The organism is Pseudonocardia sp. (assembly GCF_035305885.1).
GTDB lineage: Bacteria > Actinomycetota > Actinomycetes > Mycobacteriales > Pseudonocardiaceae > Pseudonocardia.
Genome location: NZ_DATGOP010000064.1, coordinates 1 through 12,592, shown reverse-complemented (window position 1 = coordinate 12,592; position 12,592 = coordinate 1). Strand labels below are relative to the sequence as shown.

12 protein-coding genes are annotated in these 12,592 nt (G+C 75.3%); 8 read left to right on the top strand and 4 right to left on the bottom strand.

Going from position 1 to position 12,592, the window contains the following annotated elements; translation table 11 throughout:
• Positions 1-43: 43 nt before the first annotated feature.
• The 3 genes from VKZ81_RS12800 to VKZ81_RS12790 are packed head-to-tail and all read left to right on the top strand — an operon-like array spanning position 44 to position 4,071.
• Positions 44-1,795 (top strand): CocE/NonD family hydrolase, encoded by a 1,752-nt coding sequence (locus VKZ81_RS12800; protein WP_324241736.1) that lies wholly within the window; start codon positions 44-46, stop codon positions 1,793-1,795.
• 18 nt (positions 1,796-1,813) lie between these two features.
• Positions 1,814-2,692 carry a poly(ethylene terephthalate) hydrolase family protein gene (locus tag VKZ81_RS12795; protein WP_324241735.1) on the top strand — a complete coding sequence of 293 codons (879 nt, stop codon included), beginning with the start codon at positions 1,814-1,816 and terminating at the stop codon, positions 2,690-2,692.
• Positions 2,689-4,071, top strand: coding sequence for an alpha/beta hydrolase family protein (locus VKZ81_RS12790; protein WP_324241734.1), 1,383 nt, complete (start codon positions 2,689-2,691; stop codon positions 4,069-4,071). The genes VKZ81_RS12795 and VKZ81_RS12790 overlap by 4 nt, the downstream gene beginning before the upstream one ends.
• Positions 4,072-4,078: 7 nt before the next feature.
• On the opposite strand, the gene VKZ81_RS12785 is transcribed toward VKZ81_RS12790, so the two are convergent.
• Together VKZ81_RS12785 and VKZ81_RS12780 are read right to left on the bottom strand one after the other, a co-directional pair.
• Entirely contained in the window at positions 4,079-4,642 is a 564-nt protein-coding gene (locus tag VKZ81_RS12785; RefSeq protein ID WP_324241733.1) for a DJ-1/PfpI family protein, read from the bottom strand.
• Positions 4,643-4,713: 71 nt separating this feature from the next.
• Positions 4,714-5,919, bottom strand: coding sequence for a DUF480 domain-containing protein (locus VKZ81_RS12780; protein ID WP_324241732.1), 1,206 nt, complete (start codon positions 5,917-5,919; stop codon positions 4,714-4,716).
• A 191-nt stretch (positions 5,920-6,110) separates the two neighbouring features.
• On the opposite strand from VKZ81_RS12780, the gene VKZ81_RS12775 reads away from it, so the two are divergent.
• Positions 6,111-6,761: a TetR/AcrR family transcriptional regulator gene (locus tag VKZ81_RS12775; protein ID WP_324241731.1), complete on the top strand. Its 651-nt coding sequence runs from the start codon at positions 6,111-6,113 to the stop codon at positions 6,759-6,761.
• A 91-nt stretch (positions 6,762-6,852) separates the two neighbouring features.
• A complete protein-coding gene (locus VKZ81_RS12770; RefSeq protein ID WP_324241730.1) occupies positions 6,853-7,653 on the top strand; it encodes an enoyl-CoA hydratase/isomerase family protein in 801 nt (266 codons plus the stop codon).
• Positions 7,654-7,658: 5 nt separating this feature from the next.
• On the opposite strand, the gene VKZ81_RS12765 is transcribed toward VKZ81_RS12770, so the two are convergent.
• On the bottom strand, positions 7,659-8,666 hold the full coding sequence (locus VKZ81_RS12765; RefSeq protein ID WP_324241729.1) for an LLM class flavin-dependent oxidoreductase: 1,008 nt from the start codon (positions 8,664-8,666) through the stop codon (positions 7,659-7,661).
• A gap of 134 nt (positions 8,667-8,800) precedes the next feature.
• On the opposite strand from VKZ81_RS12765, the gene VKZ81_RS12760 reads away from it, so the two are divergent.
• A complete protein-coding gene (locus VKZ81_RS12760) occupies positions 8,801-10,159 on the top strand; it encodes a lipopolysaccharide biosynthesis protein (RefSeq protein WP_324241728.1) in 1,359 nt (452 codons plus the stop codon).
• Here the strand turns inward: VKZ81_RS12760 and VKZ81_RS12755 are convergent, their stop codons facing one another.
• Complete coding sequence (locus VKZ81_RS12755; protein WP_324241727.1) at positions 10,160-10,759, bottom strand: TetR/AcrR family transcriptional regulator; 600 nt, start codon at positions 10,757-10,759, stop codon at positions 10,160-10,162.
• Between the two features lie 112 nt (positions 10,760-10,871).
• Here VKZ81_RS12755 and VKZ81_RS12750 point away from each other — a divergent pair, with 112 nt between their 5' ends.
• Positions 10,872-12,254 carry an MFS transporter gene (locus VKZ81_RS12750; protein ID WP_324241726.1) on the top strand — a complete coding sequence of 461 codons (1,383 nt, stop codon included), beginning with the start codon at positions 10,872-10,874 and terminating at the stop codon, positions 12,252-12,254.
• A gap of 83 nt (positions 12,255-12,337) precedes the next feature.
• A partial coding sequence (locus tag VKZ81_RS12745) for a hypothetical protein (RefSeq protein ID WP_324241725.1) occupies positions 12,338-12,592 on the top strand: 255 nt, incomplete at its 3' end.

The window sequence follows — 12,592 nt, the reverse complement described above, 5'->3', positions numbered from 1 at the left end:
CCCCTTCTCCCCCTGCACCACCGACCGCTGCACGGAGGATCCGATGCCCCGCCCCGCCCGCGTCGGCTGGATCGTCGGTGCCGTCGCGTTCGTGATCGCCGCGTGCTCCCCGGGCGGCGATCCCGCGGCCGCGCCGCCCGAGCCACCGACGGCCTCGTTCGGCGACTACCGGCCCGCGCCGCAGTTCACCGAGCGCGTCACCGAGACCTTCTACCTGCCCATGCGCGACGGCACCCGGCTCGCGGTGCGGCTGGACCGGCCCGCCGTCGACGGCGAGCCCGCGCCGGGGCCGTTCCCGGTGATCTGGCACCACACGCTGACGATCGACACCGACGCCGAGGACGGCTCCTTCGGGTTCTCCGCCATGCCCGGCCTGACCGAGCACGGCTACGTCGTGGCGCAGGTCGCGCGGCGCGGCAACGGCCAGTCGTTCGGGGTGCGCCGCGGCTACAACGACCGCATCGAGGCCCACGACGCCTACGAGGTCACCGAGTGGCTCGCCACCCAGCCCTGGTCGACGGGCAAGGTCGGCATCTACGGCTGCTCCAACACCGGCGACGCCGCGATGCACGCGCTCACCGTGCGGCCGCCGCACCTCGCCGCCGCGTTCGCCGGCTGCTTCTCGTGGGACAAGTTCGACGCGTGGCGCGTCGGCGGCATCCCCGCGCAGTGGGGCATCGGCCCGTCGCGGACGGTCGAGCAGGACATGGCCAACACCCCCGTGCAGGGCGACGAGGCCAAGCAGCTGCTCCACCAGGCGGCGCAGGAGCACCAGGCCTCGCCGCCGCTCGCCGAGATGTGGCGCGGCCTGCCGTACCGGGACAGCTTCTCCCCGATGGTGCTGTCGCGGTTCTGGTCCGAGGGCAGCATCGGCTCCTACGCCGACCAGATCCGCGCGTCCGGGGTGCCGGTCTACGTCGTCGGCGGCTGGCGCGACGAGCTGCGCGGCCAGGGCGTGGCCACGCTGCTGAACGTTCCGGGCTCCCGGCTGGTCATCGGCCCGTGGGAGCACTGCGAGAACGCGGGCTTCGCGCTGGTCGAGGAGGCACACCGGTTCTTCGACCGGCACCTGAAGGGGATCGACACCGGCATCGACGCCGAGCCGCGCATCCACTACGCGACCCCCGACTCCGACCTGCCCGACGCGGCCGGGCTGCAGTGGCGCACCGCCGACACCTGGCCCCCGGCCGGCGTGACGAGCACCCCGGTGCCGCTCGGCGGCGACGGCGTCCTCGGCTCGGACGCGGCCGGGGCCCGTTCGTTCACCGTCGGGGCCGACGTGAGCTGCCCGGACTCGGGTTCCGGGCCGTTCGCCCAGCCGTGCCACGTGCCCGGCGCCGGGGTGAGCTGGACCGGGCCGGTGCTCGCCGCGGACACCGAGCTGACCGGCTCGCCGGTCGCCGACCTGCAGGTGCGGGTCGACCGGCCGGACGCGCACGTGTTCGCCTACCTCGAGGACGTCGCCCCCGACGGCACGGTCACGGTGATCACCGAGGGCAGGCTGAAGGCGTCGCTGCGCGCCGAGCACCCGCCCGCGTACGCGCTGCCCGAGGGCGTCCCGTGGCACCGGGCCTACGCCGAGGACGCGGCACCGCTCGCCCCCGGCGAGGTCGCGCGGCTGCGGTTCGGGCTGCTGCCCACCTCCTACGTCGTGCGCGCCGGGCACCGCATCCAGGTGACCGTCACCGGAGCCGACCACCGGGAGAGCGCGCCGCTGCCCGACGCGGCCGGCGCGCGGATCGAGGTGCTCACCGACCCGGCCCGGCCCTCGCTGGTGCACCTCCCGTACGCCTGACCCCACGGAGGAACGACGATGTCCCCCCGCTCCCTGGCCGCGCGGCTCGGCGTGCTCGCCACCGTGGCCGCGCTGGCCGCCCTCGCCGGGCCCGGCGCCGCCCACGCCGCGCCCGGCCGCCCCGTGCGCGACACCGTCCGGGAGGCCGCCGACGGCCTGCCCGGCCACACCGTCTACCGGCCCGCCGACCTGCGAGCGCTGCCGCGCGGCGGCGTGCCGGTGATCGCCTACGGCAACGGCGCCTGTGCCGCGAGCAACCTGCCCGCGGTCACGTTCCTCACCGGCCTCGCCTCGCAGGGCTACATCGTGATCGCCCACGGCGCCCCCGACTCCTTCCCCGTCCCGAGCAGCCCGGAGACGACCACCGCCCACCCGGAGGAGCTGCTCGCCGCGATCGACTGGGCGACCTCGTCGCCCGCGGCGCGCCGCCAGCTGGACGGGCGCGTGGACCCGGCGCGGATCGGGGTGCTCGGCCACTCCTGCGGCGGCATCGAGGCCCTCGCCGCGGGGACCGACCCGAGGATCGGCGCGGTGGCCGGGTTCAACACCGGCTACCTGCCCGAGCCCGCGTTCGGCGGCTACGGCCGCGACCGCCTCGCCGACCTGCACAGCCCCGTGCTGCTCGTCCACGGCGGGCCGGACGACGTCGCCTACCGGAACAGCATCGACAACCACCGGTTGCTCACCGTGCCCGCGGTCCTCGCCGGACACGAGAGCGTCGGGCACAGCGGGCTGGTCTCCGGCGAGGAGGCGACGACGGGCTGGCAGATCGCCGCGGACTGGTTCGACTTCGCGCTGCGCGGCGACCGGCGGGCGGGCGCGACGTTCCTCGGGGACGACTGCGGCCTGTGCGCCGAACCGGGCTGGACCGTCGAGTCGAAGGGGTTGTCGCTGTGATCCGCCGTCCCGCCGTCGTGGCCACCGTCGTCGCCGCCGTCGCGCTCACCTGCGCCGGGCCTGCGGCAGCCGCCCCGCCGCCGGGCGGCGAGCCCTGCCTGCCCGACTCCCCGGCCCGGCCCACCTGCATCTCCGGCACGCTCGCCGACGGCACGCCGTACGCCTTCGCGGTCCCGGCCGACTGGAACGGCACGGTCGTCGTCGCGCTCGACTACGCCGACGGCGGCGAGTCGGAGCCCCTCACCGAGCGCCTGCTCGCCGACGGGGTGGCCCGCGGCGGCACCACCCGCACGGTGACCGGCTGGAACATCCGCGCCGCCATCGACAACCAGGCCGAGGCGCTCGCCCGCTTCGAGCACGCCTACGGCCCCGCCCGGCACGCGATCGCCTCCGGCAGCTCGATGGGCGGCTTCGTCGCCGCCGGGGCGGCCCAGGTGCACCCGGACGCGTTCGACGCGGCCGTGCCGTTCTGCGGGGGCCTCGGCGGCTCGGTCGCGCAGTGGAACCAGAAGCTCGACACGGTGTTCGTCCTCGAGCGGCTCGTCGCGCCCGGGCTCCCGGTGATCGACATCCCCGAGGACGTGGAGGGCGCGCGGAAGGCGTGGATCGACGCGCTCGCCGCCGCCCAGGACACCCCGCAGGGCCGCGCCCGCATCGCGCTCGCCGCCGCGATCGGGCAGCTGCCGGGGTGGGGCGCGAACCCCGACGGGTCCGCCCCGCCGCGGCCGGACGACCGCGACCCGGCGGCGCTGGAGCGGGGCGCCTACCTCGCCCTCGCCGGCGGCCCGCTGCCCTACATCGGGCAGGCGATGAGCAGCAGGCGCCAGCTCACCGCGGTGTCGGGCGGCAACCCCTCCTGGAACACCGGGGTCGACTACGCCGCGCAGCTGCGCGCCGCCGAACCGGCGCTGCACCGCGCCGTCCGCGCGCTGTACGCGGAGGCGGGGCTCGACCTGCGCGCCGACCTCGACGCGCTCGCCGCCGCCCCGCGGATCGAGGCGGACCCCGCCGCCGTGGAGCGGTTCGCGCGGGGCATCGTCTTCGACGGCGACCTGCGCATCCCCGTGCTCACCGTCTCCAACATCGGCGACCAGATCTCGACGGTGGCCCAGCAGCAGTTCTACGGCGAGAAGGTGCGCCGCGCGGGGAAGAACGCGCTGCTGCGCCAGACCTACGTCGAGTCGGTCGGGCACTGCGCGTTCTCCCCCGCCGAGCAGCACGCGGCGCTGCGCGTGATGGTCGAGCGGCTCGACACCGGCCGCTGGCCCGCCACCGACGCGCGCTCGATGAACCGCCGCGCGAGCGAGCTCGGCGCCGAGCCCGCCCCGCGCTACCTCGAGTTCACGCCGCCGCGGTTCAACCGGCCCTACCCGGGCTGAGCCGCGCTCAGACCGGTACGGCCGCGCGCTCGAGCACCTGCATGAACGCGCGCGACCATTCGGGCAGGTCGGGCCAGCCGCGGCAGGACACCATGGCCCCGTCCACGACGTCGGGGCCGTCGACGAACGTGGCGCCGGCCTGCTCGATGTCGGCCTTCAGCGGTGGGAACGCGGCCGTGGTGCGCCCGCGCAGCAGGCCCAGCGCGGCGGGCACCTGCGGGCCGTGGCAGATCGTGCCGACCGGCAGGCCGCGCTCGAAGAAGTGGCTGACGATGCGCGCCACGTCCGGGTCGGTGCGGATGTACTCCGGCGCTCGCCCGCCCGGGATGACCAGCGCGTCGTAGTCGGCGGGGTTCACGTCGGCGAAGGTGACGTCCACCGGCACCTGGTGGCCGGGCTTCTCGGTGTAGGCGTCGCAGTCGTCCTCGAAGTCGTGCACCACGAGCTTGACCGGGCGCGCCGTGCGCGCGGCGACGACCGCCTCGTGGCCGGCCTCGCGCAGCCGGAACACCGGGTACATCGTGTCCAGCTCCTCGGCGGCGTCCCCGGTCAGGACCAGCACACGTGCCATTCCTCGATCCTTCCCCCTCGTTGTGACACACCCCACTCTAGGACCGATGTGGGCGTGCGGACCAGAGGTGATCAGCGGGGGCGGCGCGCGAGCACGTAGAGGCGTTCGGTCTGCACCTCCACATCGGGCAGCGGGGAGCGCAGGTACCACTCGACGTCCACCAGCCCGGCCGCGCGGACGGCGTCGAGCACCTCGGCGGGATCGTGCTGCACGAAGTCCATGTCGACGGCGGCGCCGAAGAACTCGGTCACGTGGCGCACCTCCGCCCCGGTGTGCAGGGCGAACGCCAGCCGGCCCCCGGGCACCAGCACCCGGGCGAGCGCACCCAACGCGGACGGCAGCTCGGAGGGCGCCATGTGCACGAACGCGTACCACGCGGTGATCGCCGACCACCCGGACGCGGTGCGCGGGCGCAGCAGCCGCGTCAGGTCGCCGACCTCGAATTCCAGATCCGGGAACAGCGCCCTGGCCTGCTCGACCATCCCGGGCGAGAGGTCGATGCCGACCACCGACGCCCCGGCCGCCGCGAGCCGGGCGGCCACCTGCCCCGGCCCGGTGCCGACGTCGGCGACCGGCCCGCCGGCGGCCTCGCGCGCGATGCGGTCGAGCAGCCAGCAGTCGAACGGCTTGTGCTCCAGCTCGCCCGCGAGCTCCCGCGCGTAGCCGGGCGCGGCGGCGTCGTAGCCGGCGACGACGCGGGCATCACGGGCCTCGGCCCCGGCGGCGAGGACGACGTCCCGGTCGACCGGCGGGGGCGGCGGGACCGACTCCGGCAGCGGGCCGAGCAGGTGCGCCCACCGCCGGTCCTGCTGGCCCGGCCTGCGTTCCAGCTCGACGACCAGCGGCTCGGGCAGCTCGGCGAGCCGCCGCAGCGTCGCCTCCACCTCGGCGCGGTCGGCGAACGCGTGCAGCCGCGCGGTGCGGCTGCGCAGCTCGCCGGGGGTCTGCGGCCCACGCAGCAGCAGCACGGTGATCAGCGCCAGCTCGGGCTCGCCGACCCCGAGGTGCTCCTCGAGTCGCTGGTGGTACTTCACGGCCCGCGACCCGCCGGTCCACACCGGGCGGACCAGCTCGCGGTCGCGCAGCTCCTTGAGCGTCGCCTGCAGGAGCGCGTCGTCGTAGTCGGTGACCGGGTCCCGGCTGCTCGACTGGTTGCACGCGGCGCGCAGGGCGTTGAGGGTGAGCGGGTAGCTCGCCGGGACCGTGCGCTGCTTCTCCAGCAGCGCTCCGAGCACCCGCTGTTCGACGGCGGACAGCTGCGGTCGCGCTTCGGCCACGGCGGCAGCGTAGTCGGTGCGGCGCCCGGTGATCAGCGGCCTCGACCGGGCAACCACCGGGTCGATCCGCGGACCAGGCCGTCACCTCCGCCGCCCAGGGGTCGAAAACACACCTCAGGAGTCGACTGGCCTAGACTCGCCTCGTTCGGGCTGGTGGCACCAGCCGCGTCGGCGAGGGGGAGCGACCACCGGTGGCGGAACGGGCGGCGACGGAGGCACCCCGGCCCGAGGTCTCGGCCCGGACGGCCGGCCGGGTCGCGCGCAGGCGGGACCGGCGCAAGGCCGAGATCGTCCGCACCGCGACGGCGCTCCTGGCCGAGCACGGCTACCAGGGGATGAACCTCGAGGACGTCGCCGAGCGCACCGACATCGCCAAGGCCACGCTCTACCACTACTTCTCCGGCAAGGACGAGCTCGTCACCGCGGTCATCGAGACGCTCACGGTCGAGGTGAACCGGCGGCTCGAGCAGGAGCTGGCCGCGGTCGCCGAGGGCAGCCACCTCGAGCAGCTGCGCACGCTCATCCGGGAGCAGCTGCGCGTCCTCACCGACACCGCGCCCGAGGTCGCCACGGTGTTCTCGTGGCCGGGGGCGTGGCCGGAGCCGTTCCAGGAGCTCATCAAGGACAGCAGGCGCCGCCACGATGCGATCTTCCGGCGGGTGGTCGAGGGCGGGCTCGCCGCGGGCGAGTTCGACTGCCCCGACCCCGACGTCGCGCTGCAGTGCCTGCACGGGGTGCTCAACCAGGCCTCGCTGTGGATCCGCCCGTCGCTCCCGGCGGAGAAGAAGGCGCAGCTGTGGGAGGCGGTCGTCGACACCGCCTCCCGGATGTTCCGGCCCTGACCATCCGATCGGAAAGTCGACCGACTGGTCGAAAATGCGGATCCGTGGTTGACTGTGCCCGCACGGCAGCCGGGACGATCGGAGGAGCCACGTGGGCCTCGACGACTACCAGCAGCTCGAGTTCTCCCGCCGTCCGAACGGCGTCCTGCTCATCACGCTGAACCGGCCGGAGAAGTACAACGCCGCCGACGAGGTCATGCACGCCGAGCTCGCCCGGGTCTGGAAGGACGTCGACGCCGACCCGCAGACCCGCGTCGCGGTCGTCACCGGCGCGGGCAAGGCGTTCTCCGCGGGCGGCGACCTGGGCATGGTCGAGCGGATGGCGGGCGACTACGACCGGGTCTCGCACATGCTCCGCGAGATGAGCGACCTGGTCTACAACATCATCGACTGCGAGAAGCCGATCGTGTCGGCGATCAACGGCGTGGCGGTCGGCGCGGGCACGGTCGCCGCGCTGCTGGCCGACGTCGCCATCGCCGCCGAGGACGCCCGCATCGGCGACGGGCACGTCAAGCTCGGCGTCGCCGCGGGCGACCACGCCGCGATCATCTGGCCGCTGCTGGCCGGCATGGCCAAGGCGCGCTACCACCTGCTCACCGGCGAGATGATCACCGGGGCCGAGGCGGAACGGATCGGCATGGTGGCCAAGGCGGTGCCCCGCGACCAGGTCCTCGACGAGGCGCTGCGGGTCGCCGACGTGCTCGCCACCGGCTCGCAGCCGGCGATCCGGCTCACCAAGAAGGCGCTCAACAACTGGCTGCGCGCGGCCGGGCCCACCTTCGACGCCTCCGCCGCCTACGAGATGCTGACCTTCCTCGGCCCCGACGTCGTCGAGGGCGCCGCCGCGCTGCGCGAGAAGCGCCCGCCCCGCTTCCCGTCCGCGAACGCCTGACCGGGTCAGGCCGCGAAGCCCGCGGCCACCTCGATCAGGGCGAGCTCGTTGGCGTGGATGCGCTCGGGTTCCACGCCGTAGTGCGGCGGGTAGAGCAGCGCCCAGTCGACGACGCCGGCGTAGCGGCGCAGCTGCTCGGCCACGTCCTCCGGCGTGCCGAACACGGCGCGCTCCTCGACCATCTCCTGGCCCGCCGCGACCACGCCGGCGACGTCGCCCGCGGCCACCGCGGCCCGCGCCGCGGCGCGTTCCTGCCCGAACCGGCCGCCCGGGAACAGCGCGTCGTAGCCCTTGGGGGTGGCGTAGAAGCCGACCTGCGCCGCGGCGTCCCGGCGGGCGGTGGCGGCGTCGGGCCCCGCCGACGCGACGACCTGCGTGGTCATCCGCAGCGCCGACGCGTCCCGGCCGGCCTTCGCCGCGCCCTCGGCGAGCAGCGGTCGGGCGAGGTCGCGCAGGTAGTCGACCGGGGCGATGGTGTGCCCGACGAACCCGTCGGCGCACGCGCCCACCGCCCGCACCATGTGCTCCCCCACGCCCGCGGCCATGATCGGCACGTGGTCGGGCAGCGCGGTGCGCTCGTAGTGGGCGAGCGCGATGCGGTCGAACGCGCCCTCGAACCGGAACGGGCCGCTGCGGTGCGCGATCAGCCGACGCAGCAGCTCGACGCGCTCGCGCACCTGCGGGGCCGGGCGCTGCAGCGGCGTGCCGTACCAGTCCTGGTTCATCCGCCGCGTGCTGCTGCCCACGCCGAGCACGAACCGCCCGCCCGCCACGCCCTGCACGTCCGCGGCGGCCGAGGCGAGCGCCAGCGCGGAGCGGGCGAAGAGCGGCGTGACGCTCGTGCCCACGAGCGCGGTCTGCGTCACCGCTGCGATCGCCGCGGCCCGGGTCAGGCTGCTGCGGTTGTAGTAGTCGATCGTCCACAGCGAGTGGACGCCCGCGCGGTCGGCGGCCCGGGCGATCCGCAGCGCGGCGGCCGGGTCCTCGTCCATGACCACGAGCCCGATCTGCATGCGTCGGATTCAACCACCTGGGCGGAAAATCGACCACGTGGTTGGGCGACCCCGCTCGACCCCGGCACCGACCCATGCCGCATGATCACGCCCCGAACGACGGCCGGGGCCGTTTTCGAGGAGGCGTGCAGGGCATGGACACGGCGGAGGACGCGGCGCGGTCGGCCGTGGGAGCCGAGAAGACCCGGGGCGCGAGGGACGGCGGGAACGGCGGTTCCACCGGGCGCGGTCGGTTCCGCCGCGACAACCCCGACAGCTGGCTCGCCCCGCAGCACCGCGACGGAATGGCGCTCGTGCTCAGCTCGGGCGTCTCGTCGGCGGTCGGGATGTTGTTCTGGGTGCTCGCCGCGCGGCTGTTCGAGCAGGACGTGGTCGGGGTGAACTCCGCCGCGCTGTCCGCGGTCACGTTGCTCGCGTCGGCGTCGCACCTCAACCTCGGCAACGCCATCCTGCGGTTCGTCCCCGTCTCCGAGCGGCGCCGGGCGCTCATCGCGGGCTGCTTCGCCGTCGGCCTCGGCGTGGGCGCGGTCGCGGGCCTCGGGTTCGGCCTCGGGGCGCCCATCTGGGCGCCGGACCTCGTCGCCGCGCTCGGACACCCGACCGTGATCGTCTTCTACCTGGTCGCCGTCCCGCTCTGGACGGTGTTCGTCATCCAGGACTCGGCCCTCACCGCGATCAAGCGCGCCCCGCTCGTCCTCGTGGAGAACGTCGCGTTCGCGGTGCTGAAGGTCGGGCTGCTCGTGGTGGCCGCGTGGATGGGCCTCACGTTCGGCATCGCGATCGGGACGCTCGCCGCCACGGCGCTGCTCGTCGTCGTGGTCGTCGCGTACCTGGCCCGGGTGGCCGACCGGCAGCCGCCGCCGGAGTCGCCCCGCCCGGCCTCCCCCCGCGACCTCGCCGGGTTCCTCGGCGCCGACTACGCGGGCAACGTGGCCTGGCAGTCGGCCACCTTCGGCATCCCGCTCATCGTCATCGCCCTCACCGACCCCGCGGGCGCCGCGGTGTACGGGATGGCCTGGCAGATCACGTACTCGCTGTACCTGGTCGCCTCCGGCATGGGCAAGTCGATGGTCGCGCACTCCGCCGGCGGGGACTCCGAGGCGATCGTCCGCGCCCGCCGCGGGATGGACCGCAAGGCGGCCACGCTCATCCTCCCGGGCGCCGCCGTCGCCGCCATCGGCTCCTACCCGATCCTGTCGATCTTCGGCAACTCCTACGCCGAGACGGGGGCGTTCCTGCTGGCACTGCTCGCGCTGTCGGCCGTCCCGAACATCGTCACCAACTCCGCGCTGTGGGAGGCCCGCGTGCGCCGCCACCGGGCGGTGCAGTTCGGGCTGCCCGCGGCGACCGCCGCCGCGGTGATCGGCTCCACCGTCGTGCTCGTGCCCGCGCTCGGCATCACGGGCGTGGGGTGGGCATGGCTGGGCGCCCAGAGCGTGGCCGCGGCCGTGATCCTCGTGCTGCGCCGCCGGGCGGCCACGTCCGCCGCCTGATCACCGGTAGAGCGCGTCGATCGCGTCGACGACCTGCGCGCGGGCCACGTCGGCGGGGTGCGTCCCGATCAGGACGTGGTAGGCGAGCCCCTCGGCGAACGCGACGAGCCGGGCCGCGACGTGCTCGGGGCGCTCGGCGGTGCCGATCGCGCCGGACGCGACGTCGCGCGCGACGAGCTCGGCGAGCCGGGCGTGCAGCTCGGCGTAGGCCTGCCGCAGCCGGGTCGCCACCCGCTCGTCGGTGAGCGCCTGCGCGGTGAACGTCTGGCGGATGCGCATGTGCGTCGTGGTGGCCCGGTCGTGCGGCACCAGCTCGGTCAGGACCGCGGTGAGCACCGCGCGCGGCCCGTCGTCGGTGGCGGTCAGCGCGGTGATCCGCTCGGTGGCGAGCTCGTTCGCCCGGTCGAACGCCGCCTCGAGCAGCTGGGCCTTGGTCGGGAAGTAGTGCTGCACGCGGCCCGCCGACACACCGGCCTTGGCCGCCACCGACATCTGCGACACCGCGGCGAGCCCGGCCTCGTCGACGACGGCCAGGACCGCGTCGCAGATCTCCCGGCGGCGCGCGTCGTGGTGCGCCCCGGGGCCACGGGTACGCGGCATCCGACCTCCTCGAACAAACCGATGTGCTCACATCGTATTGCTGATCCGGGCTGCGCGCCCGTACCCTGCGATCAAATCGATGTGATCACATCGGAAAACGGGAGGAGCGACGGTGACGCGCAGCGCGACGAGCACCCCTCCCCTGCTGGTGGCCCTGGCCTGCGCCGGGCAGTTCCTGGTGGTGCTCGACGCGTCGGTGCTGAACGTCGCGCTCCCCACGATCGAGCGCGCGCTCGGCTTCGCCCCGACGGGCGTGCAGTGGGTGGTCAACGCCTACGGCCTCGCGTTCGCCGGGTTCCTCTTGCTCGGCGGCCGCCTCGCCGACACCCGCGGCCTGCGCCTCGCCCTCGCCGGCGGGCTGGCGGTGTTCGCGGGCGCGAGCCTCGTCGGCGCGCTCGCCCCCACCCCGGCCGTGCTCGTCGCCGCCCGCGCGCTCCAGGGGATCGGCGCGGCCGCGCTCGCCCCGGCGACCCTCGCGCTGCTCACCACCGCCGTCCCTGAGGGTCCGGCCCGCCTGCGGGCCATCGCCGCCTGGACCGCCACCGGCATGTCCGGCGGCACCGCCGGGAACCTCGTCGGGGGCGCGCTCGCCGAGCTCGCGTCGTGGCGGTGGATCCTGCTGGTCAACGTGCCGCCCGCCGCCGCGGCGATCGCCCTCGCGCTGCGCCTGCTGCCCCGCCCGCCCGCTCGACCCGCGACCCGGCTCGACCTGCCCGGGGCGGCCACCGCGGTGCTCGGGCCGGCCGCGCTCACCTACGCCGTCGTCGAGTCCGGCCGGTCCGGCTGGGCCGCCCCCGCGACCCTCGCTCCGCTCGGCGTCGGCCTGCTCGCGCTCGCGGCGTTCGCGATCGTGGAGACCCGCGCCCGCGACCCGCTGTTCCCGCCGCGGGTGCTGCGCTCACGGGCGCTCGTGGCCGGCAACGCGCTCGTCGCGCTGGCCGCGGTGTGCCTCATGCCGATGTGGTTCTTCCTGGCCTTCCTGATGCGCGACGGGCTCGGCTACACGCCCCTGCAGACCGGGCTGGGGTTCCTCCCGCACACCGTGCTCGGCATGGCCGTCGGCGTCGCGGTCGCGCCGCGCCTGGTGCGCCGGTTCGACCCGCGCGCCGTCGTCGCCGCGGGCGCCGCGGTCACCGCGCTCGGGTTCGCCTGGCAGGGCCTCGCCGCGACCGCGCTCGACGGCGGGTACCTCGACGAGCTGCTCGGGCCCGCGGTGCTGGTCTCCGTCGGCGGCGGGCTGCTCACCACGCCGCTCACCGCCGCGGTGACCTCGGGCGTCGCCCCCGATGCCGCGGGCCTGGCGTCCGGGTTGCTCAACACCGCCAAGCAGGTCGGCGGGGCGCTCGGGCTCGCCGCCCTCGTCGTCGTGGCCGCCGGCCCGGCCGGCGGCCTCGCCTTCGACGTGGTGTTCGCGGCGATGGCGGTGGTCGCCGCTGCCGTGGGCGCCGGGGCCGCGCTGCTCCCGTCACCCGGGCGGGCAATCCGCTCTCAGTAGATCCACAGACATCTCAGCCACGCCACAGGGAGGGCCTGTCAAGGTCATCGGGTTCGTTCCCGAACCCGAAACCCGAGGTACCCGTGCCCGCTCCCCGTCCGTTGCTCGCCGCGCTGGCCGCGCTCACCACGGCGCTGGTCGCCTGCTCCACCGGTTCGACCGGCACCCCGTCCGCCGCCCCTGAGGAGGCGCCACCACCGCCGATCGAGCTCGAGGGTGACTGGACGTGGACCCCGCAGCCGGGGCCGCTGGAGCTGGGGGTGACCCACACCCAGAAGAGCCTGGACGAAAGCGGCAGCGACCCCGAGGCCCGCCGGCGCGGGATCGAGATCCTGTCG

What these genes read in the sequence shown, in the direction of transcription:
- VKZ81_RS12765 (WP_324241729.1), bottom strand. Translation starts at nt 8,666, where the DNA reads ATGCAGATCGGGCTCGTGGTCATGGACGAGGACCCGGCCGCCGCGCTG.
- VKZ81_RS12795 (WP_324241735.1), top strand. Translation starts at nt 1,814, where the DNA reads ATGTCCCCCCGCTCCCTGGCCGCGCGGCTCGGCGTGCTCGCCACCGTG.
- VKZ81_RS12760 (WP_324241728.1), top strand. Translation starts at nt 8,801, where the DNA reads ATGGACACGGCGGAGGACGCGGCGCGGTCGGCCGTGGGAGCCGAGAAG.
- VKZ81_RS12785 (WP_324241733.1), bottom strand. Translation starts at nt 4,642, where the DNA reads ATGGCACGTGTGCTGGTCCTGACCGGGGACGCCGCCGAGGAGCTGGAC.
- VKZ81_RS12755 (WP_324241727.1), bottom strand. Translation starts at nt 10,759, where the DNA reads ATGCCGCGTACCCGTGGCCCCGGGGCGCACCACGACGCGCGCCGCCGG.
- VKZ81_RS12800 (WP_324241736.1), top strand. Translation starts at nt 44, where the DNA reads ATGCCCCGCCCCGCCCGCGTCGGCTGGATCGTCGGTGCCGTCGCGTTC.